The organism is Aquimarina rubra, from assembly GCF_042684305.1.
GTDB classification, from domain to species: domain Bacteria; phylum Bacteroidota; class Bacteroidia; order Flavobacteriales; family Flavobacteriaceae; genus Aquimarina; species Aquimarina rubra.
The window spans coordinates 654362-676385 of record NZ_JBHULE010000035.1 but is presented as its reverse complement, the minus strand read 5'-3'; the positions used below and the strand labels follow the sequence as shown (position 1 = coordinate 676385).

Here is a 22024-nt window from a genome sequence, read left to right as displayed (position 1 = left end):
CCTACAGCTTGGATTGTTGAGTAATTGCTAATATCTTTCCATCCACTACTGTCTGACCAAGCAGGGTCATTATTAGCGACAGAAACCCATTTGTCGGTATTACGATCATATCTTAAAGTAATCATTCCAGCATCTGCTCTAGCAAGAAGATAAAGGTCGTTTCCTACACCTACAGCTTGGATTGTTGAGTAATTGCTAATATCTTTCCATCCACTACTGTCTGACCAAGCAGGGTCATTATTAGCGACAGAAACCCATTTGTCGGTATTACGATCATATCTTAAAGTAATCATTGCAGCATCTGCTCTAGCAACAAGATAAAGGTCGTTTCCTACACCTACAGCTTGGATTGTTGAGTAATTGCTAATATCTTTCCATCCACTACCGTCTGACCAAGCAGGGTCATTAGTGGCAACATTTCGCCAAATAGGAAAAGGATATAGTGAAGTAATTCCTAGAATATCATCTTCATCTAAATGTCTCTGGATACCCTTATAATTTGGCCACATAATAGAATTAAATACAGAAGAATGTCTTAAACCTAAAGAGTGTCCAAATTCGTGAGCAGCTACTGTTACGAGGTCAAAAGTATTTGCTTGATTAGGAATATTAACCGTCCATGTTTCAGCGTCATCAAAGTGAGCATCACCTGCAAAACTACCATTGGGTGGTGGAAAAAAAGCATGAGCCAAAACACCAAATTGTCCATCAAAAGGACAGCAATCACCATGATTTCCTTGAGTAAACCTAATAACTATATCAGGACTTTGATTTGGATCAATTTCGGTGAAATTAAGAGGTGAAACATTTGACCATAAGTCAAAAGCTTGATGAATAGCAGTTCTTATTTGATTCTGGGTTAAATCCGAAGTAAATTCTGTTATTGTGTATGTTAAGTTAGTCTTATTCCATCTTCGACCATCAACTTCAAAATTGTTAGAACGTCCTTGCCTTACATCGGGATTACCACATCTAGGAATAGACATTGATTTTTTAGTAGCTATGTCAAATTCTCCTGTTTGTTCCAATCCGAAGAAAGTTTGATAAGAAATGAGAGCAGCTCGAGTAGGGCTATCAAAAACACCTAAAATTGCAATGTTTTTGAAAGTTGAATCTTCTTTTTCTATCAGCAAGTATCCAAATGTATTTAGATACTTTTGTAGAATTTCGATATCATTTCCTTTGTCACCAATTTCAAGTGGACTTTTCAGCTTATACATTGGTTTTGGATTCATATTTTTTTCTTTTTTAATTGGGCATAACGATAAATATAACAAACGTTGTTGTCCCGAAGGGCAACTATGTTTTGTTATATAGTGCTAGCACCTGTCTTTTCATTTGCTTGTTCATCATCAATTCCTATCATAAAGGAAATACCATTAAATGTATTTCCTTTTAAATTTGAATCGCCTATAGTCAGCTGCTCTACATTTCCATAAAACATTAATCCAATTGGCCTCAGATCCAATTGATCTATTGAACAAGAGTTGTCATTGCTCATAATTCCGTGAATAATTATTGTATCATGAGTCTTTATTGTTATTTCTCGAGAAGTTATGTCAGTCAATATTTTTATTTTAGAGTGTTGACTTTCGTTGTTTATAATTAATGGGGCCCAATTATTTTGATCAATTTTTGTATAAAGCCAAACCTTGGGAATTTCACCCTTACCAATTAAAAGTGGTGCAAAATCATTGATTCCAATTAAACTCCCACCACCAATTATTTTATTAGAACAAACTTCTAATTCGGTAAGAGGTATATAATTTTTAGGTAGTTTTGTTTTGATGTTCATTTCACGAATTTTCAAAGTGGTCTTTAATTTTTTTTACAATTCTCCTTTTTTCATTAGGAACAAATCTATTAATACAATAACTAATAATCATTAAAATTAGTGCAATAAGAAATGCATAAACCTCCCATTCATCAAATGGTATTTCTGAATTTATCTTATTGCCTAATAATTTGGCTATCATATTTATAAATAATGCAATTACCGCTCCCAAAAGAGTATTTGCTATGTTCAACCAAAAACTTTCTCTTTTAATTATTTTATCAAAATCGTAACGTTCTAAAAGGAAAGGAATTCTAGGAATTGAAATTTGAGGATTAGTTTCAAGATTACCATTTATGTAAAGCGGTGTATCAAAAGTTTGTCCTGTAAAATCTTCTGGTTCTTCTTGATTCATATAGTTTTCATTGATAAAATAGCTAATTTTAGCTTTTATTAATTCTACTTAACTTCTAATTTTTATGTTGATGTTTCCTTATTTAAATTTATGTCAAATTTTCTAAAAAATTGATTAAATTCTCATCCTTTTTAATAAACATCAACCATCAGAATTATAGGGTTTTTATATGGATTGGTGCCTAACATGTTTATATTTACCGTACATATATTTATATCATACTTTTTAAATAGAGTTACCTATATATCTCCTCTATCGTTGGATATGTGTAGCTCTTACTTTCAAAACTAGTATTCCTATCCTGATTTCCTTTGTGGAAAACCACAGACAATATTTTAGTGCCCACTTTATTGTGGGATTAGTTCAGTTATTTACCATAACTGCTTGATTAATTAACTTGTCAAAATGTTTAATAAGATCCCGCTCTACAGCGGGATTAGTTCAACTAGTTATCATGACCGCGTTGCTATGCAACTAGTCAGAATAAAGTTTTACTAACTTGATAATGTGGGGTGGGTTACGATAAGTGGTGTAAAACTATAAAATAAACTCGTACATTGTTTACGGTAAAACCGTAAAATTTAATCAGACCTCTGGGAACACCTTATTTTACTATGGTTTTAATTTTTAGATAAGGGAAAATTTATTCAAAATTTAGTTGTAATTCGTTTTATTAACTGATTTTTTCCCTTATATCCTTGATGAGATTTCTTGTCAAGCAAAATAGAATTCGCAATTCATTAGTCATTATTTTACAATTTCTACTTTCGTATTTCTTCATCCGGACTTCGAGCTTGTCAGTTGGCAGTTTTTAGTTGGCAGTGTGCAGGCTTCGACAACACTTCGACAAATCGCGCCCTGAGCGGAGTCGAAGGGCTCAGTGTGACACCTCAGTCCTCAGTCCTCAGTTGTCAGTTTGCAGTTTTTAGTTGGCAGTGTGCAGGCTTCGACAACACTTCGACAAATCGCGCCCTGAGCGGAGTCGAAGGGCTCAGTGTGACACCTCAGGCTTCAGTCCTCAGTTGTTAGTCCATTGACCATTGACCATCAACTATCGACATAACTCATAATTCGTAATTCATAATTCATAATTCATAATTCTTAATTCTTAATTTGTAACTCGGACTTCGAGAGCCTCAGCCCTCAACCCTAAACAACACCTCGACACAGCGTGCCCTGAGCGGAGTCGAAGGGCTCAGTGTGACACCTCAATTGTCAGTTTGCAGTTTTTAGTTGGCAGTGCGCAGGCTTCGAGAACACCTCGACACAGCGTGCCCTGAGCGAAGCCGAAGGGCAATTCAGGCTTCGAGAGCCTCAGCCTTCCGTCTTCAGACCACAAACAATAAACAATCAACCAACAACTGTCAACCAGAAACCACAAACCATCAACCAAACTCCCTTTCCTGTTAAAAAAATACTAATTTGTAAGGTCTTTCTTTGGCAACAGTTATCTTTAAAAACGAATTCATCTTTACATTAACTCTTATGAAAAAACTATTCTTATCACTCTTTGTGATATGTATGGGATTTACGATTTCTGCTCAAGAATATTTCCCTAAAAATGATGGTGTGAAAACATCTAATTCTAATTATACCGTTTTTACCAATGCAACCATTCATACCTCCCCCACAACGGAGATCAAAAATGGAATGTTAATTATCCAGAAAGGAAAAATCAAAGAAGTAGGAACGAACCTTTCTATTCCAAAAAACAGTGTCGTAGTAGATTTACAAGGCAAGCACATCTATGCCTCCTTTATTGATCCTTTTACGGACTTCGGAATTAAGAAACCTAAAAAAAATGGAAACTCTTTTCGAAGGAATCCACAATATGATGCCAGTCGAGAAGGTTATTATTGGAACGACCATATCCGTCCGGAAACAAATCCTTTGCATAGCTTTACTTATGATAAAAAGAAAGCTGATGAGTATATCAAAGAAGGTTTCGGAACTTTAAACACCCATATGCCTGACGGGATCATTAGAGGAACCGGTTTGCTGGTTGCTCTTAATAACGAGGGGACAGAAGGAGAACGTTTACTAAGTGATGCTTCTGCACAGTTCCTCTCTTTCTCCAAAAGCGAAAAAAGCAACCAGGCCTACCCAACTTCTTTAATGGGAGCGATGGCCTTATTGAGACAGGTGTATCTGGATGCGGATTGGTATGCCAAAGGAAACATAAATAATAAAGACTTATCCTTAGAAGCGCTACATAATAATAAAGGGTTACCGCAGATTTTTGAAGCTGGAAGCAGGATTAATGGTTTTAGAGCCGATAAGGTTGGAGATCAGTTTAATATTCAATACATCCTTGTTGGTGGCGGTGATGAATATGCAAGAATAGACAAGGTGAAGGCTACCAATGCCAAATATATCATACCACTTGATTTCCCGGAAGCTTATGATGTTTCGGATCCCTATATGGCCAACTTGGTAAGTCTTGGTGATATGCGCCACTGGAATCAGGCTCCATCTAACCCATCCGTTCTTGCAAAAAATGGGATTCAATTTTCACTAACCACGCATAAACTAAAAAAAATAGCGGACCTCAATGCTAGAATTGAAAAAGCTATAGCACACGGTTTAGACAAGAAAACGGTCTTGGCATCACTTACTACAATTCCGGCTCAAATGCTGGGAAAAAGTGATGTACTAGGTACTTTAAAAAAAGGTGCCTATGCAAACTTCTTAATTACCAGCAATGAACTGTTTTCTAAAGACAATATGATTTATGAAAATTGGGTACAAGGTCATAAAAACATAGTCAATGATATGAATACCACAGATATTAACGGAACGTATGATGTAACCCTTGCCGGAAAAACATACGATCTCTCTATCTCTGGAAAACCTTCAAAACCAAAAGCAGAAATAAAACTTGGAGAAACCAAATTAGGAAGTAAAATTACGTACAAAGATAATTGGGTATCCATCATATTTACTGATGCTGACACCACAAAAACCGAATACACCAGAATTGTTACTTCCATAAATAACAATGCCAAATATTGGACCGGAAAAGCCTTGCTGCCCAACGGAGCCGAAACAACCTTTACTGCAAAACAAAAGCCACCAAAGGAGGATAAAAAAGAAGATCCAAAGAAACCGGAAGACAAAAAAGAGGATCCAAAGGTATTGCCTGTTACCTACCCCAATATCGCATATGGTACCAGCACACTCCCTAAATCTGAAAATGTATTGTTTAAAAATGCAACCGTCTGGACCAATGAATCTGATGGAATTCTTACGGATACGGATGTATTGATTAAAAATGGAAAAATAGCTGCTATCGGAAAAAACCTTTCTGCAGGTAATGCCAAGGTTATTGATGCCACCGGAAAACACTTAACTACAGGTATTATTGACGAGCATTCTCATATCGCCGCTGCTGCCATCAACGAAGCCGGTCATAATTCTACCGCAGAAGTAACTATTGAAGATGTAGTGTCTCCAGATGATATTAATATCTACAGAAATCTGGCTGGTGGAGTAACCTCGATTCAGATCCTACACGGTTCTGCAAACCCGATTGGAGGTAGATCTGCCATTATCAAATTAAAATGGGGAGAAAGCGCAGAAAATCTGATCTACAACAATTCTCCTAAATTTATAAAATTTGCTCTTGGAGAGAATGTGAAACAGAGTAATTGGGGCGATGCAGAAAGAATTCGTTTCCCACAAACACGTATGGGAGTCGAACAAGTATATATTGATTATTTCACCCGCGCTAAAAACTATGAGCAACTAAAGAATAGTGGAAATCCATATCGTAAAGACATAGAAATGGAAACCCTTCTGGAAATTCTAAACGGTAAACGCTATATCAGTTGTCACTCTTATGTGCAGAGTGAAATCAATATGCTGATGAAAGTTGCTGAGATGTTCAATTTTAGAATAAATACGTTTACACATATACTTGAAGGCTATAAAGTAGCTGATAAAATGGCGGCTCACGGCGTTGGTGGATCAACGTTTTCTGATTGGTGGGCATACAAATATGAAGTAAATGACGCTATCCCTTACAATGCTTCGATCATGCATAATCAAGGGGTTACTGTTGCTATTAATAGTGATGATGCAGAAATGTCTAGAAGGCTGAACCAAGAAGCAGCAAAATCTGTAAAATATGGAGGTGTTAGCGAAGAAGACGCTTGGAAGTTTGTAACATTAAACCCTGCTAAACTATTACATATAGATGATCGCGTAGGAAGTATTAAAGTAGGTAAAGACGCTGATTTGGTTTTATGGACTGATCATCCCTTATCGGTATATTCAAAAGCTGAAAAAACACTGATAGAAGGTGCGGTTTATTTTGACCTGGAAAAGGATAAAGCAATGAGAAAAACGATTGCACAAGAGAGAAATCAACTCTCCACTATGCTGCTTAAAGCAAAAAACAATGGTTTGAAAACGCAACCTCCTAAGAAAAAGGAAAAGCAACATTTTCATTGTAACACCTTAGAAAGTATTCATTAAAAAACCTGGATTAAAAATAAAACAGATGAAAAATATCTCATATATATTGTTGTTCGTACTGGTTGCCTTCGGAAACCTAACAGCGCAGCAAACACCTGCTAAAAAGCAAACGGAAGCAATCACTATTATCGGTGCAACCGCGCACATTGGTAATGGAGAAGTTATTGAAAACTGCATGATTGCTTTTGAAAATGGAAAAATAACCTTTGTTGGAACCGGTAGAAATGTACCCACCAAAGGAACAGTAATTGATGCATCCGGCAAACACGTATATCCCGGTTTTATTGCTCCTAATACCACACTCGGATTGGTAGAAATTGGAGCGGTGAGAGCTACTGATGACGATAGTGAAATTGGAGGTTTTAATCCTCATATACGAAGTATTATTGCCTATAATGCCGAAAGTAAAATTGTGGAGAGTATGCGTCCTAACGGAGTTTTGATCGCACAAACAACTCCACGCGGAGGATGGATATCCGGAACCTCATCTATTGTACAGTTGGATGCCTGGAATTGGGAAGATGCGGCAATAAAAACTGATGACGGTATACACCTTAACTGGCCTAGTCCTTTTAGTAGAGGGAGATGGTGGTTAGGAGAAGATCCTGGTTTTAAGCCAAATAAAAAATATCAGGAACAAGTTACAGAAATCTCTGATTTTATAAATCAGGCAAAAGCCACGATAAAATCTGATTCGGGTAAGGAACACTTACCACATATGGCTATGAAAAATATTTTTGATGGTTCACAAAGGTTGTTTATACACGTGAGTCCGGAAAAAGCTATTCTAGATGTATTGAGTTTTATTCAGGAACAAGGTATCAAAAATGTGGTCCTGGTACACGCAGATGAGGCGTACAAAGTTGCTGACCAATTAAAACAAAGAAATATTCCTGTATTATTAACAAGAACTCATTCCACTCCGGATTACGAAGATGATGACTATGACTTACCTTATAAAAATGCAAAACTATTAATGGATGCAGGAGTATTGGTTGCCTTAGAAAATAGCGGTCAGATGGAACGTGCCAATGCACGTAACCTTCCTTTTCAGGCGGGCACCGTTGCTGCACACGGATTAGACAAAGAGAAAGCGCTGCAACTGATCACTGGTAACAGCGCCAAGATATTAGGTATAGATGATATGGTAGGCACCTTGGAAGTTGGTAAGGATGCAACGTTATTTATTAGTATTGGTGATGCTTTGGATATGCGAACAAATCAATTGGAGAAAGCTTTTATTCAAGGTAGAGATATAAGTTTAGAGAGCCATCAAACGGAACTTTGGAAACGATATAGTAACAAATACGGTAAATAATTAAAAACAAATTTACCGCAAAAAAAAGAGGCACTTGAGTAAAGTGCCTCTTTTTTTTTTAGATTCCCAGTTTCTCCATTTGATGTTTGCTTTTATATTTAAGCGCCACGGTAACTCTAACGGATTCGTAGATTTCATCTTCTCCTCTTGATCTCCATAATGCTTTTACACCTTCTTTCACCAACCAGGAAAATGATGGCGTATAGGTAGGTCTTGGCACTAAATGCATCGCATTAGAAGCCTCCAACGCTTCTGCATACATTTCTGCTGCCAGATCACCTAAATCATCAGTGACATTATATTCTGAAATGGTGTTATTAGGATAAAAAAAGTTTAAGATTTCTACGACCATTTGATCATTGCTTATAGAACTCATTGAATAAGGTTTTAAGAGATTAAAAATAACTTGTTCTACAAAATTTGTAAAATTTAATCCAATATCACACCCGGTTTTCAGTGAAATTCTTCACCCCGTTTTCGAGTATCTTAACTTTTAAACTCTTTCATATCCTGAAGTGCGCTTATTAGCATATTTACATGATTGAGCGTACAGCTTTCTCCCATAATACCAATCCTCCATATTTTACCGGCAAACGCTCCCAGTCCTCCTCCTACTTCAATATTATATTCATTCAATAATTTTTTACGTAGTAATGCTTCATCATTTCCTTCAGGCAAAAAAACTGAATTCAAATTAGGTAACCTATATTTTTCTTCAACCAAATATTTAAATCCTAAATTCTCCAATTTAGTTTTTAGAACCTGATGAACCTCTTGATGTCGTTTCCATCTATTTTCTAAACCTTCCTCCAGTACAATTCGCAGAGATTCTCTTAGCGCATATACAGAAGATACCGGTGCAGTATGATGATATGCTCGTTTGGCACCACCCCAATAATTTTTCACCAGACTTAAATCCAGAAACCAGCTTTGTACTTTTGTTTTTCTATTTTCTAAAACCTCTAAAGCTCTGTCTGAAAAACTTACCGGAGATAATCCCGGAGGAGCGCTTAGATTTTTTTGTGTTCCTGTGTAAATAGCATCAATATTCCAATCATCCACTCTTAATTCCATTCCACAATAAGAAGTCACTGCATCTACCATCAATAAACCTCCTGCATTGTGTACCAAATCACTTATTTCTTTAAGTGGTTGCAATGCGCCTGTAGAAGTTTCTGCGTGAACTAATGCAACGAGTTTTGGTTTCTTACAAATATCTAATGCTTTTTTTATGTCATCCGGAGTAACAACAGTTCCCCACTCTTTTTCAATTTTATGAACTTTTGCACCACATCTTTCTGCGATATCCGCCATTCTACCACCAAAAACTCCGTTAATACAGATAATTACTTCGTCTCCCGGTTCTAATAAATTTACCAAACAAGTCTCCATACCGGCACTTCCGGGAGCAGAAACCACAAATGTCATGTGATTTTTTGTCAGGAAAGTTTCTTGTACCATCGTTTTAACCTCATCCATAATCGTTACGAATTCGGGATCTAAATGGCCTATCAAGGGTGTGGACATTGCTTTAAGCACTCTAGGATGTGCATCTGATGGTCCTGGTCCCATAAGTATCCTGTTGCTCGTAGTAAGTTCTGTATACATAAAATTAGTTTTTGCGTGTGTTACTATATCGTTTTCGTAAATAGAATTAAATAAAGGATATAAAATTAACTAATTCTAAAAATGTATTTAAAATGACTTTATAGTACTCTTGTTAAAAAGCCTATTCGCAATGATTATTTCGCAATAAAGAAGCGGATTTCTTTTATAAAATTGTCGGATCCTAAAAATTCCATGTAAATTTTTATCAAAAAAAAACTGATTATCTGTAATGAATCATAATTATAGATGGAATGTCAGTCAGGTCGAGCGCAGTCTAGACCTAATCTTAAATTGGTTAGGTTAACAACCTCTCGACTGCGCTCGAGGAGACAATAGACCATGAAAGGTTGCGGATATTCAAAAAAAAATCTGTTTTACTAAAAAAATAAAGAGCTCTACCGGTTTTAAATAGTAGAGCTCTTTATGCTTTTAAAAAGGCTGTCTAAAAAGCAGTTCACATTTGTCAAACTGACAAATCATATTGTTTTTTGCTTTTCAGACGGCCTCCTATTTTACTTCTCTAGGTTTACTAAATATAGATGCATCCATTTTTTCTGAACTTGTAGAAGCATTCACAAACTTTCTTTCACTTTTGACATCACCAACAACACCTTCTTCATATGCTCTCCATTTTAGTGTTTTGGGAAGTAATAATCCATTCACATCATTCCAGTCCGTATATTCTATCAAACTTATCTTTTCACTACTTTCTTTACTAAAAAACGTTACCGTATATCCCAAGTATTTCATCTTATAGGATTCAGCATCATAGTACAAGAAATAATTATCTTTTGGGGAATCACCAATTGCTTCTCCATAGGATATTTTATAACCGGGATATGACACATCACCAACTTTCAGATCATCAACTTTTTGGTAAGAAATACCTTCATCACCTAATACAAATGGCATTGCGTAGAAATAGAACATCAAATTATGATAAAAGCGAGGGTTTCCTTTAAAATAGGTAGAATCTTGTTCTATCCAAGCTTCTTCCCCATCAAAACCCAATACAAATTTATCGGTTTCAATGCGAGCGTGTCTAGTTTTGAGATCTGTCGTGTGTTTTTCATTACCTTCTGGATTCGAAAGTTCAAAAACCAATGTATGTTGTTGATCAAAAGTCTCTATGCCTCCGTGAGCTTTGAAAACTGCAGCTATATCTGCCGGAAAATCCTTGGAGCGATCTGGTGTAGTTTCTTCTACCGGTTGTTCGTTGGCTATTTCTTTTTCTTCTTTTGGAGCTTGTTTACAGGAAAACAAAATGCCCATCGCGAGTGTAAATATTGTTATTTTTCTCATTATTGAATTTAGGTTATGATTTAAGTAAACCATAGTCGCATTCAACTCACAACCTTACAAACTAAAACCTACTAATTCTTTTTCTTTACAACTTCTCCTGCTTCGTAGATATGATTTTTATCCGAAAAAGTATAGTTAACATCATTATACTTAAAAGTATTCACATCAGCTCCTTCAATAATTTTTCCGTGAAAAAATACGTGGTTCACATCTTTTGCATATCCGTATTCAATGTCTTTAAAGGTGGATGCATCTGCACCTTCGATAATCAATCCTTCATAAAAGATCTGATTGTCTATTTTGAGAAGTGAATGATCTTCGAAAAAACTAATTTGTTCACTATCTTGAAATGGAAGTATGATTACTTTGTCTATATTTTCAAAACCTCTGTGACTAAGATAAAAATACACGTTTTGATCATCACGAATATGTGAAGATGTCAGCGATATTACTTTAGCAGGATTCGCTTCTTCAACTTTTAATAAAGGTTTACCATAATAATAGTGATAAACCCCATTCTTGTCTTTGCAAAATTGATCATTGATGATTTCAAAAGATCCGTGATCTACCTCGGTACATATTTGATTATTGCGATAAATGAAATTTTTATCCTTTGCAAAATCATATCCTAATGGCTCATAAGTTTCAGCATCTGCTCCTTCTAAAATTTTAAAACCTTCTTCATCAGAGTCATGCAGATAATAAAGATCGTCTGTCAATATGTATACGTGATTTTTATCCATAGGAACGAAACCAGCTTTCACCTGAAAAGAAGGAACATCTATCGGAGAATTTATAATTCTGGATTTAAAATATGCATATTGCTTATCCTTGGCATAATCTCTTCCTAAAACCTGAAAAGTGGCTAAATCTACTTGCATTTCGTCTTTTCCTAATGAAAACCAATTCCCCATTGGGCTATAGATAATTCCTTCACCATCTCTTGTGTAGTAATAAGAATCTGATAATTCTTTATTCACAGCTTTTCCAAAAGGATTAAAAAAGCGATAGACTCCGTAAATAAACAAAGATCCAATTATCAGGAGTATTGCGGCTATTATCATAATAATTTTCTTTACCATTGGATAAAATTATGGAAAGTAATATGATTGTTTTACCCTATAAACCGTGTTTTTAGGTTTCAATTAGGCGGAGCGCTTCTTAGGTTTTCTGTTTTTTCTTTTTAGCAGCCGGAAATAGTACATTGTTCAGAATTAAACGATATCCTGGAGAGTTTGGATGCAATTCTAGCTCGGTTTTTGGATCACCCACTCTATGCTGATAATCCTCGGGATCATGACCTCCATAAAATGTAAAGAATCCTTTGCCTTTGATTCCGTGAATATATCTCGCCTCATTATTGGTTCTGTTTTCTCCCAGCACCAGTACATTGGATTTAATTTCATCAGGATCATATGCTGTGGTTTGCCCCATAAATCCTTTAACCAAAGCGGTATGATTCTGGCAAAGCATTGTAGGTATCGGATCCCATTTTGCAGAAAAATCCATGAGTGTAAAATAATCCGTCGTTTTAGGAATACGTCGCTTGCGAGTCATATCAATAGATGAAAACTCATATACATTAGGACTACGTTCTAAAGTAAAGTTTTTGAATGCGAATGTTTTATTGTAATCAATTTTAGATTGATATCCCGGTTCACTAGGATCACCATCGAACATAGGTTCGCAGATATCTACTCCTTCTGCTGCCAACGCGATCTCAAAACTATCGGTAGCACTGCACATCGCAAACATAAATCCACCACCAACTACATAATCTCTAATTTTTAGAGCGACAGCTAACTTTTCTTCAGAAACTTTTTGATAGCCCAGTTCATTTGCTAATTTCTCGGCCTGAGCCTTCTCCTTTATATACCAAGGAGTAGCTCTATAGGTATTATAAAACTTTCCATATTGTCCGGTAAAATCTTCGTGATGCAAATGCAGCCAATCATATAATATCAGATTATCTTCTAATACTTCTTTATCATACACCGTTTCATAAGGAATCTCTGCAAAAGTCAACACCATCGTTACCGCATCATCCCAAGGTTGGTTTCCTTTAGGAGAATACACCGCAATCTTAGGTGCTTTCTCTAGAACTACCGCTTCCATATTCTTTGACGGGCTGCTTATTTCTGCTAGAATCTCCTCTGTTTTAGCAGCACTCAAAACTTCATAAGAAACTCCCCGGATCGTACATTCTTTCCTAATGTTTTCTGTATCAGGCAAAAGGAAAGAGCCTCCTCTATAATTTAGCAACCATTTAACTTTAAGATCTTTGCTTAAAGTCCAATACGTAATTCCATAGGCTTTTAAATGGTTTTGCTGACTATCGGCATCCATGGGGATCAACACATATGAAGCATACGATTGAAAAGAAAAGAAAAACAATAAGATATAAACTAGAAACTTATACTTTATTTTAGAAAGGAACATCGTCATCATCATTAGAATCATTTATGCTACTCCCAAAAGCTTCATCTGCACTAGGAAGATGGCTCGTACTAAACGGATCTTCTTCTTCTTTGCCATCGTTCATTTTAGAATGAAACTCAAAAGGAGTACTAAAGTCATCTAAGTTATCAAATTTACCTAAGTGACCAATGAATTTTAACCTAATATTTTCTAAACCACCGTTACGATGCTTTGCGACAATGAATTCTCCTTGTCCTTGGGTAGGAGACCTTTCTTCATCATCCCATTCATCAATTTTGTAATATTCGGGTCTAAATATAAATGCAACAATATCCGCATCCTGCTCAATCGCTCCAGATTCCCTAAGGTCACTCAATAATGGTCTTTTACTACCTCCACGGGTTTCTACTGCACGTGATAACTGTGATAATGCGATAACCGGTATGTTTAATTCTTTGGCTAATGCTTTTAAGTTACGAGAAATCGTCGAAATTTCTTGTTCACGATTTCCGTTCTTACCACTTCCACCGGCTGTCATCAACTGTAAGTAATCGATAACGATCATTTTTATTCCGTGCTGAGAAGAAAGACGTCTTGCTTTTGCCCTTAAATCAAAAATCGAAAGAGAAGGTGTATCATCAATAAAAAGCGGAGCTTTCTCGAGATCCTTCACTTTTACATTCAGTTGTTCCCACTCGTGTTTTTCTAACTTACCAGTACGCAGTTTTTCTGAAGAAAGCCCTGTTTCAGAAGAAATCAAACGCGTAATTAACTGTACTGATGACATCTCTAACGAAAAGAATGCTACAGGAATGTTAGCTCCAACTGCCATATTTCTGGCCATAGATAATGTCAAAGCCGTCTTACCCATACCAGGACGTGCTGCCACGATGATCAAATCACTAGGCTGCCAACCCGAGGTAAGCTTATCTAATTTATCAAAACCAGAAGGAACACCACTCATTCCTTCTTTATTGGATATTTCCTGAATCTTTTTCTTAGCTTGAATTACTAAACTCTGAGCAGTTTCTGTAGATCTTTTAATATTTCCCTGAGTAACTTCATACAATCTTGATTCTGCCATATCCAAAAGATCAAAAACATCGGTGGTCTCATCATAAGACTCTTCGATAATTTCATTTGATATTTTGATCAAGCTTCGTTGTATATATTTCTGCAAAATTATACGTGCATGAAACTCGATATGTGCCGAAGAAGCTACCTTTTGGGTCAATTGAATCAGATAAAATTCCCCACCTGCTAATTCTAGTTTCGCATCTTTCTTTAATTGACTGGAAACAGTTAATAAGTCAATAGGTTCTGAGTTTTCAAACAGTTTATAGATTGCTTCGAAGATATATTTATGAGACTCTCTATAAAAAACATCAGGATTAAGAATATCAATAATTTCATCTACTCCCTTTTTATCAATCATCATTGCTCCAAGCACAACTTCCTCTAAATCAGTTGCTTGAGGAGGTATTTTTCCTTTTTCCAGCGAAATTACGTTCCCCCGACCATAATTAGATTGCTGTGCTTGCTGTACTTTTTCCATAACCACGAAAGTAAAAAAATTGTAAAGAGATGGACCCTATACAAAGATAATGAATGTCCACCAGTCTTCAACAAATGAACTGTTGATAACTTAATTATATTGTTAATAAGCATAAAAAAATCTGAAGTCAAAAACTTCAGATTTAGATGTCAAGTGATTTATTAGGGGTTAACCTTTAAAGACTCCCATATTTGCATATTTATCCATACGCTTTTCCACCAATTCTTCTGGTGATAAGTTTTTCATTTCGTCAAGAGATGATAAAATTTTGTCACGTACGGCTTCAAATGTTTTTTCACGATTGCTATGTGCTCCGCCCAAAGGTTCTTTTACGATTTCATCGACAACCTTTAGCTTAACACTATCTTTTGCAGTAAGTTTTAGTGCTTCGGCGGCAATTTCTTTTTGTTCCCAGCTTCTCCAAAGTATAGAAGAACAATTTTCTGGAGAAATTACAGAATACCAAGCATTCTCCAACATCAACACCTTATCTCCCACTCCTATTCCTAATGCACCACCACTGGCACCTTCACCAATGATTACCACAATAATAGGTACTTTAAGACGCGTCATTTCCATAATGTTCCTGGCGATAGCTTCTCCTTGCCCTCTTTCTTCTGCTTCCAATCCCGGATAAGCTCCCGGAGTGTCTATAAAACAAACCACAGGAATATTAAACTTTTCTGCACTTTTCATTAATCGAAGTGCTTTTCTATACCCTTCGGGATTTGCCATCCCAAAGTTACGATACTGTCTTGTTTTAGTATTATATCCCTTTTGTTGACCAATAAACATAAAACTCTGATCACCAATTTTACCAAGACCACCAATCATTGCTTTGTCATCCTTTACATTACGATCTCCATGCAATTCTAAGAAAGAATCACCGCAGATTGCATTAATATAGTCTAATGTATAAGGTCTAGATGGATGTCTTGATAATTGTACCCGCTGCCAAGCAGTCAGGTTTTTATAAATCTCCTTCTTCGTCTCGTTTAACTTCTTCTCGATTTGCTTACATGTATCGGTAACATCAACATCGCTCTCTGCTCCAATAGCGCAAGCTTTCTCAAATTGTTCCTCGAGTTCTTTTATGGGGAGTTCAAATTCTAAATATTCCATATCAAGAATATATTTTATTTTTAACTAGGGTTAGCAGACAAATATAAAACAATACTTGGTAAACTGGTATTAAGACCTTTGTCTTTTTATTTTTTTAATATTTTTAAATACACCATTTAACACTACAGTTGCAAGTATAATAAGGGCTCCGTAATAAAATCCGGGGTTCATTTTTTCTGAATCTCCAAAAATTAAATACGCTAATACAATTCCATAAATTGGTTCTAAATTAATCGTTAGCATTACGGTATAAGGACTTAAGTATTTCATTACCTGAACAGAACCTATAAACGCATAAGCTGTACAAACAGATGCCAAAATAATGAGATACACCCAATCCGAAGTTGACAATTGAAAGAAAGCAACTGAAAAACCTTCATTTTCGTTTCCTATGAAAGAAATACCTATCAAATAGATTGTAACAAAACCAACTCCACTTAATAATTCATAAAAAGAAATCATAGAAGGTGTATATTGTTGTGCAATCTTTCCGTTTATTAAAGAAAAAACAGAGGATAAAAAAGCAGAACACAACGCATATATAATACCCAGAAAATAATCTCCTTCTACATTAAAAATAATATACAGTCCGCAAATTACCATAAGCCCAAAGACAACTTCATACCAGATCAATTTTCTTTTATAGAAAATAGGTTCTAAAATTGAAGTAAAAAAAGCACCGGTAGATAAAACCGCTAGTGTAATCGAGACATTAGAGACTTTTATAGCCGCAAAAAATGTAATCCAATGCAGTGCTATAATTGCTCCGGCAATACATAGTGTAACCAGAAGTTTTGTGGATATATTTAGGGATATTTTTCTGAAATAAATATAAACATAAATAAATCCAGAAGCCATTAACATTCTGTACCAAACTAAAGGAAGGGCATCAATAGAAATCAATTCTCCAAGTATTGCTGTAAATCCCCAGACAAATACTATAAAATGAAAATGTAAGTAATTTTGAAGCTTAGCGTTTGGCATTATACAAGAGATAAATAGCTAAAATTCCAAAAGAAACATTTGGAAACCACACAGCCACCAATGGTGGAAAATCAGATTGATTAGCCATCGTACCCAATACTTTATCAAAAAAGATAAAAACGAAAGCTAATGAGATACCTACGGCTAGATTTACTCCCATTCCTCCTCTGCGTTTCATAGAAGATACTGCCACACCAATAACCGTAAGAATAAACGCAGAAACCGGGATGCTCCATCTTTTATATGCAACCACTTTGTATCGATTAATATCAGAAGATCCTCTTTTACTTTCTTTTTCGATAAATTTACTTAACTGCATATAATTAAGTGTCTCTGCTACATACGTAACTGGGGTGAATTCATCTATATTAAACGGTAATACAGTATCCTTTTTTCTGGCTTTTTCTATAATATCTTCATCTTCCAAAACGGTTCGCTTCACAAAATCCCTTAATTCATAAATGCTATCCTTCTCAATAAAGGTGATTGTCCTTGCAGAAATTTTGGTTACCAGTTTATTTCCATCAAAATACTCTAACGTAAAATTAGTAGCCTTTTTTTGTAGAGGTTTAAAATCATTAGCATACAAAAAAATACTATCGTTAAGTTGTCGGTATACATTTCTGGTTTCCTGAACCTTCTTACCCTTTTTCAAGTAAGAATATTTAAACTCATTAAAACCCTGACTCGCCTTTGGAGCCAAAAACAATCCCATCGCCAAAGCACCTACACAAATTAAAACAGCACCAATCATATATGGACGTAGGAATCTCCAAAACGAAACCCCAGAACTTAAAAAAGCGATAATCTCAGTCTTATTAGCCAACTTGGATGTAAACCAAATTACAGAAAGGAAAACAAATAAAGGAAATAATAAATTCGCAAAATATACTGTAAAATCCAGATAATAAGAGACCACAGCTTCAAAAGGAACTTTATGCTCTAAAATATTATCTATTTTCTCTGAAAGGTCTACTATAATACCTATAGGAATAAATAAAAGGATCATTGTAAAGAATGTTCCTAAATATCTTTTAAGTATATACCAGTCTAATATTTTCAAATTATAGTCTTTTATCCATTTGTTTAACCATCATATTTTTCCAGGTATAGAAATCCCCGGCTAAGATATGTTTTCTTGCTTCTCTAACCAACCATAAATAAAAGCCTAAATTATGAATGGTAGCTATTTGTCTTCCAAGCATTTCATTAACCGAAAAAAGATGTTTTAAATATGCTTTAGAATACTCTGTATCCACATAGGTAATCGCCATTTCATCGATTGGAGAAAAATCATCTTCCCACTTTTTATTCTTTATATTTATCGTTCCGTGTGCAGTAAACAACATTCCATTTCTTCCGTTACGTGTTGGCATTACACAATCAAACATATCAATCCCTAGCGCAATATTTTCTAAAATATTAATAGGCGTTCCTACACCCATCAAGTATCTGGGTTTATCTTCTGGCAATATTTCGGTTACTACTTCTGTCATTGCATACATTTCCTCTGCCGGTTCACCCACTGATAATCCTCCGATTGCATTTCCTTCTGCTCCTGCATTGGCGATATACTCTGCCGACTGTTTTCTAAGGTCTTTATAGGTACTTCCTTGCACGATCGGAAAAAAAGTCTGATCATATCCATATTTAACCGGTATTTTTTCAAGATGTTGCATACATCTATCTAACCACCTGTGCGTCATATGCATACTTCTTTTGGCATATCGATAATCACAAGGATACGGAGTACATTCATCAAAAGCCATAATGATATCAGCTCCAATGGTACGCTGTATTTCCATTACATTTTCTGGAGTAAAAAAGTGATATGAACCATCAATATGGGATTTAAACTTAACACCTTCTTCTTTGATTTTACGATTTGCTGATAAAGAATATACCTGATACCCACCGCTATCTGTAAGTATATTTCTGTCCCAATTCATAAATTTATGCAAACCTCCGGCTTTCTCCAGAATTGTTGTTTGTGGTCTCAGGTATAAATGATACGTATTTCCTAAAATAATATCTGGGTTGATATCATTTTTTAATTCTCTTTGATGCACACCTTTTACGGTTGCTACAGTACCAACAGGCATAAAAATCGGAGTCTCAATAACTCCGTGATCCGTGGTTATTTTTCCGGCTCTGGCTTTACTTTGAGGATCCTTAGATAATAGGTCGAATTGCATAATTTTTATTTCGTAGAGCGCAAAGATAACTAACTAAAACTACTTTGATAAAGTGAAGTTTCCGAAAACTTTTCGTTATTAACAATCGTATCTTAATTAAAAGCTGTTCAGACATTTTGCCACGGTAATCAAAACCTTTATTTTTGCGCCTTAATCATTAAGCCAATTTGCATAGCAATGCCAAAAACACAACAATTAGAAGATTTTGTGACTCAGGTACGTAGAGATATTCTTCGACAAGTCCACAAAGTAAACTCAGGACATCCAGGTGGTTCGCTGGGATGTACGGAATTTTTTGTAGCTCTTTATCAAGAAATTCTAGAAAGAAAAGATGGTTTCGATATGGACGGAAAGGAAGAGGATCTCTTTTTCTTATCCAACGGACATATTTCTCCGGTCTATTATAGTGTATTAGCAAGAAGTGGATATTTTCCAGTAGAGGAGCTAAATACATTTAGATTAATCAATAGCAGACTTCAGGGACATCCTACGACACACGAAGGACTTCCTGGGATTAGAATAGCTTCTGGTTCTCTGGGACAAGGAATGTCTGTTGCTATTGGAGCTGCACAAGCAAAAAAACTAAACAACGACAATCATCTTGTCTATAGTCTTCATGGAGATGGAGAGTTACAAGAAGGTCAGATTTGGGAAGCTGCTATGTATGCTGCCGGAAAAAAAGTAGACAATCTTATTTCTACGATAGATCTTAACGGACAACAAATAGATGGATCTACTGATGATGTATTACCTTTAGGTAGCTTAAGAGCTAAATTTGAAGCTTTTGGTTGGGATGTTATGGAAATCAAAGAAGGGAATAATATTACTGCTGTAATTGAGGGTCTTAAAGAAGCTAAAACTAGATCAGGAAAAGGAAAACCAGTTTGTATTCTGATGCATACGGTAATGGGTAATGGTGTAGATTTTATGATGCATACACACGCCTGGCACGGTAAAGCTCCAAATGATGAGCAATTAGAAATAGGTTTAGCTCAAAACCCTGAAACCTTAGGAGACTATTAAGGCATACAAAAGAGATTTCTGTTTTACAGAAATTACTTAAAAAAAACATACATGAAAAAATATATAGATACAGGAAAAAAAGACACACGTTCCGGTTTTGGAGCTGGTCTTGAAGTACTTGGAAAAACAAACGAGAATGTTGTTGCACTTTGTGCAGATCTTATTGGTTCTCTGAAAATGGATGCTTTTATAGCAAATAATCCGGATCGCTTTTTTCAGATAGGAATTGCTGAAGCAAATATGATGGGAATTGCAGCGGGAATGACCATTGGAGGTAAAATTCCGTTTACAGGAACTTTTGCAAATTTTTCTACTGGTCGTGTTTATGACCAAATTCGTCAATCTATCGCATATAGCGGTAAAAATGTAAAAATTTGTGCATCTCACGCAGGTCTGACACTTGGAGAAGATGGTGCTACACATCAAATCTTAGAAGACATTGGGTTAATGAAAATGTTACCAGGTATGGTGGTTATTAATCCTTGTGACTATAATCAAACCAAAGCAGCCACTATTGCGATTGCAGAGTATGAAGGCCCAGTGTACTTACGTTTTGGTAGACCAAAAGTAGCTAATTTTACTCCTGAAGATCAGAAATTCGAAATTGGTAAAGCGGTTCATTTGCAAGAAGGTAGTGATGTAACCATTGTAGCTACGGGACATTTGGTATGGGAAGCTTTATTAGCTGCTGAAACCTTGCAGGAAAAAGGAATTAGCGCAGAAGTAATTAACATCCATACGATTAAACCACTTGATAATGAAGCAATCTTAAACTCTGTTAAAAAAACAGGCTGTATTGTGACTGCAGAAGAACATAACTTCTTGGGAGGTCTTGGTGAAAGTGTATCTAGAGTATTAGCACAACACCACCCTACTCCACAAGAATTTATTGCTACCAATGATACTTTTGGAGAAAGTGGAACTCCTGACCAGTTAATGGAAAAATATGGCTTAAATGCTGAAGCAATAACCAAAGCTGTAGAAAAAGTTATAAAGAGAAAATAAGCATCATAATTGAATATATATTCTAAAGCCTTCTGTTCATAACAGAAGGCTTTTTTATTGCGGCTAAGAATAATTTGAGTTCATTTTCGTTATAAAAGAAACACTGACCGCCAAAAAATAGTTAATTATTTATTCATCTTTTAAAACTCATTTAAAATGAAAAATGTATTAGTGTTTTTAATCCTTTTATGTTCTTACGGAATTATCGCACAGGAAAAAGGAATCAATTTTGGTGTAAAAGCTGGTCTAAATTATGGCGACAATGGTAAAATAGAGTTCAGTGATGTTACAAATGCCGGTGGTAATTTATTATCAGAAAATGCAGATGATCGCGTGGGATATCATATTGGAATATTCTTAAGAGGAGATATCACAGATAATTTTTATCTAAAACCAGAGCTTCAATACACGCAGAATAGTAGTTCGTATTCATTTAACAACAGAAAGCTGGATTATGATATAAAAAAGCTGGATCTGCCAATTTTAGCCGGAGTATATCTATTAGGTCCCATACACGTCTTTGGTGGTCCTTCTTTACAATACATAGTTGATAATGACTTGGAAGATGTAAGATTAAGTGAGGTTAAAAATGAATTTACCGTAGGTGTTCAATTTGGCGTTGGATTACAAATAAGACGACTTAATATCGACCTAAGATACGAAAGAGGAATTACCGAAAACCAAGCTCAGGCGATAGATGAAAACACTGGCCAAACAATCAGAGTGGATTCCAGGCCAAATCAGTTTATACTAAGTTTAGCTTTAGACTTATAAAATTTTAAGAAGAAGATCAATAAAAAACTCCGGGAATTCCCGGAGTTTTTTATTG

The 22024-nt window shown here is 35.6% G+C and carries 18 protein-coding genes; 5 read left to right on the top strand and 13 right to left on the bottom strand.

All coding sequences use genetic code 11. The annotated features are described in order from the left end of the window. The 3 genes from ACFSR1_RS22805 to ACFSR1_RS22795 all read right to left on the bottom strand — a co-directional run. Nucleotides 1-1235: matrixin family metalloprotease (locus ACFSR1_RS22805; RefSeq protein ID WP_378295333.1), on the bottom strand; the 1235-nt coding region annotated here is incomplete at its 3' end. A gap of 74 nt (nucleotides 1236-1309) precedes the next feature. Further along, a complete protein-coding gene (locus ACFSR1_RS22800; protein ID WP_378295332.1) occupies nucleotides 1310-1795 on the bottom strand; it encodes a hypothetical protein in 486 nt (161 codons plus the stop codon). 1 nt (nucleotide 1796) lies between these two features. Next, nucleotides 1797-2189, bottom strand: coding sequence for a hypothetical protein (locus tag ACFSR1_RS22795; protein ID WP_378295331.1), 393 nt, complete (start codon nucleotides 2187-2189; stop codon nucleotides 1797-1799). A 1485-nt stretch (nucleotides 2190-3674) separates the two neighbouring features. On the opposite strand from ACFSR1_RS22795, the gene ACFSR1_RS22790 reads away from it, so the two are divergent. Beyond that, nucleotides 3675-6665: an amidohydrolase family protein gene (locus ACFSR1_RS22790; protein ID WP_378295330.1), complete on the top strand. Its 2991-nt coding sequence runs from the start codon at nucleotides 3675-3677 to the stop codon at nucleotides 6663-6665. 25 nt (nucleotides 6666-6690) lie between these two features. Then, entirely contained in the window at nucleotides 6691-7983 is a 1293-nt protein-coding gene (locus ACFSR1_RS22785; RefSeq protein ID WP_378295329.1) for an amidohydrolase family protein, read from the top strand. Nucleotides 7984-8041: 58 nt separating this feature from the next. Here ACFSR1_RS22785 and ACFSR1_RS22780 read toward each other — a convergent pair whose 3' ends face one another. From ACFSR1_RS22780 to tgt, 10 genes are all read right to left on the bottom strand, one after another. Continuing rightward, on the bottom strand, nucleotides 8042-8359 hold the full coding sequence (locus ACFSR1_RS22780; RefSeq protein WP_378295328.1) for a hypothetical protein: 318 nt from the start codon (nucleotides 8357-8359) through the stop codon (nucleotides 8042-8044). Nucleotides 8360-8469: 110 nt separating this feature from the next. Then, a complete protein-coding gene (locus ACFSR1_RS22775) occupies nucleotides 8470-9591 on the bottom strand; it encodes a pyridoxal-phosphate-dependent aminotransferase family protein (RefSeq protein WP_378295327.1) in 1122 nt (373 codons plus the stop codon). A gap of 507 nt (nucleotides 9592-10098) precedes the next feature. Next, the gene (locus tag ACFSR1_RS22770) at nucleotides 10099-10893 is read right to left on the bottom strand and encodes a DUF6503 family protein (RefSeq protein WP_378295326.1); all 795 of its coding nucleotides are present in this window, start codon (nucleotides 10891-10893) and stop codon (nucleotides 10099-10101) included. 71 nt (nucleotides 10894-10964) lie between these two features. Further along, on the bottom strand, nucleotides 10965-11957 hold the full coding sequence (locus ACFSR1_RS22765; RefSeq protein ID WP_378295325.1) for a DKNYY domain-containing protein: 993 nt from the start codon (nucleotides 11955-11957) through the stop codon (nucleotides 10965-10967). A gap of 97 nt (nucleotides 11958-12054) precedes the next feature. Beyond that, on the bottom strand, nucleotides 12055-13239 hold the full coding sequence (locus ACFSR1_RS22760) for an asparagine synthetase B (protein ID WP_378295434.1): 1185 nt from the start codon (nucleotides 13237-13239) through the stop codon (nucleotides 12055-12057). Between the two features lie 79 nt (nucleotides 13240-13318). Further along, nucleotides 13319-14866, bottom strand: a complete 1548-nt coding sequence (gene dnaB, locus ACFSR1_RS22755; RefSeq protein ID WP_378295324.1) for a replicative DNA helicase — start codon at nucleotides 14864-14866, stop codon at nucleotides 13319-13321. Nucleotides 14867-15034: 168 nt separating this feature from the next. After that, nucleotides 15035-15988 carry an acetyl-CoA carboxylase carboxyltransferase subunit alpha gene (locus ACFSR1_RS22750; protein ID WP_378295323.1) on the bottom strand — a complete coding sequence of 318 codons (954 nt, stop codon included), beginning with the start codon at nucleotides 15986-15988 and terminating at the stop codon, nucleotides 15035-15037. Between the two features lie 69 nt (nucleotides 15989-16057). Beyond that, nucleotides 16058-16972, bottom strand: a complete 915-nt coding sequence (locus tag ACFSR1_RS22745) for a DMT family transporter (protein WP_378295322.1) — start codon at nucleotides 16970-16972, stop codon at nucleotides 16058-16060. After that, a complete protein-coding gene (locus tag ACFSR1_RS22740; protein WP_378295321.1) occupies nucleotides 16959-18035 on the bottom strand; it encodes an LptF/LptG family permease in 1077 nt (358 codons plus the stop codon). The genes ACFSR1_RS22745 and ACFSR1_RS22740 overlap by 14 nt, the downstream gene beginning before the upstream one ends. A 1-nt stretch (nucleotide 18036) precedes the next feature. After that, a complete protein-coding gene (gene tgt, locus ACFSR1_RS22735; RefSeq protein WP_378295320.1) occupies nucleotides 18037-19167 on the bottom strand; it encodes a tRNA guanosine(34) transglycosylase Tgt in 1131 nt (376 codons plus the stop codon). 177 nt (nucleotides 19168-19344) lie between these two features. Here tgt and ACFSR1_RS22730 point away from each other — a divergent pair, with 177 nt between their 5' ends. The 3 genes from ACFSR1_RS22730 (at nucleotide 19345) to ACFSR1_RS22720 (ending at nucleotide 21969) form a co-directional block, all read left to right on the top strand. Next, entirely contained in the window at nucleotides 19345-20190 is an 846-nt protein-coding gene (locus ACFSR1_RS22730; RefSeq protein ID WP_378295319.1) for a transketolase, read from the top strand. 51 nt (nucleotides 20191-20241) lie between these two features. Further along, nucleotides 20242-21195, top strand: a complete 954-nt coding sequence (locus tag ACFSR1_RS22725) for a transketolase family protein (protein WP_378295318.1) — start codon at nucleotides 20242-20244, stop codon at nucleotides 21193-21195. 156 nt (nucleotides 21196-21351) lie between these two features. Next, nucleotides 21352-21969, top strand: a complete 618-nt coding sequence (locus tag ACFSR1_RS22720; RefSeq protein WP_378295317.1) for a porin family protein — start codon at nucleotides 21352-21354, stop codon at nucleotides 21967-21969. Nucleotides 21970-22024: the final 55 nt, after the last annotated feature.

Excerpts from the sequence above, each read along its gene's own strand:
- ACFSR1_RS22800 (WP_378295332.1), bottom strand. The coding sequence starts at position 1,795 with ATGAACATCAAAACAAAACTACCTAAAAATTATATACCTCTTACCGAA.
- ACFSR1_RS22795 (WP_378295331.1), bottom strand. The coding sequence starts at position 2,189 with ATGAATCAAGAAGAACCAGAAGATTTTACAGGACAAACTTTTGATACA.
- ACFSR1_RS22790 (WP_378295330.1), top strand. The coding sequence starts at position 3,675 with ATGAAAAAACTATTCTTATCACTCTTTGTGATATGTATGGGATTTACG.
- ACFSR1_RS22785 (WP_378295329.1), top strand. The coding sequence starts at position 6,691 with ATGAAAAATATCTCATATATATTGTTGTTCGTACTGGTTGCCTTCGGA.
- ACFSR1_RS22780 (WP_378295328.1), bottom strand. The coding sequence starts at position 8,359 with ATGAGTTCTATAAGCAATGATCAAATGGTCGTAGAAATCTTAAACTTT.
- ACFSR1_RS22775 (WP_378295327.1), bottom strand. The coding sequence starts at position 9,591 with ATGTATACAGAACTTACTACGAGCAACAGGATACTTATGGGACCAGGA.
- ACFSR1_RS22770 (WP_378295326.1), bottom strand. The coding sequence starts at position 10,893 with ATGAGAAAAATAACAATATTTACACTCGCGATGGGCATTTTGTTTTCC.
- ACFSR1_RS22765 (WP_378295325.1), bottom strand. The coding sequence starts at position 11,957 with ATGATAATAGCCGCAATACTCCTGATAATTGGATCTTTGTTTATTTAC.
- ACFSR1_RS22760 (WP_378295434.1), bottom strand. The coding sequence starts at position 13,239 with ATGGATGCCGATAGTCAGCAAAACCATTTAAAAGCCTATGGAATTACG.
- dnaB (WP_378295324.1), bottom strand. The coding sequence starts at position 14,866 with ATGGAAAAAGTACAGCAAGCACAGCAATCTAATTATGGTCGGGGGAAC.
- ACFSR1_RS22750 (WP_378295323.1), bottom strand. The coding sequence starts at position 15,988 with ATGGAATATTTAGAATTTGAACTCCCCATAAAAGAACTCGAGGAACAA.
- ACFSR1_RS22745 (WP_378295322.1), bottom strand. The coding sequence starts at position 16,972 with ATGCCAAACGCTAAGCTTCAAAATTACTTACATTTTCATTTTATAGTA.
- tgt (WP_378295320.1), bottom strand. The coding sequence starts at position 19,167 with ATGCAATTCGACCTATTATCTAAGGATCCTCAAAGTAAAGCCAGAGCC.
- ACFSR1_RS22730 (WP_378295319.1), top strand. The coding sequence starts at position 19,345 with ATGCCAAAAACACAACAATTAGAAGATTTTGTGACTCAGGTACGTAGA.
- ACFSR1_RS22725 (WP_378295318.1), top strand. The coding sequence starts at position 20,242 with ATGAAAAAATATATAGATACAGGAAAAAAAGACACACGTTCCGGTTTT.
- ACFSR1_RS22720 (WP_378295317.1), top strand. The coding sequence starts at position 21,352 with ATGAAAAATGTATTAGTGTTTTTAATCCTTTTATGTTCTTACGGAATT.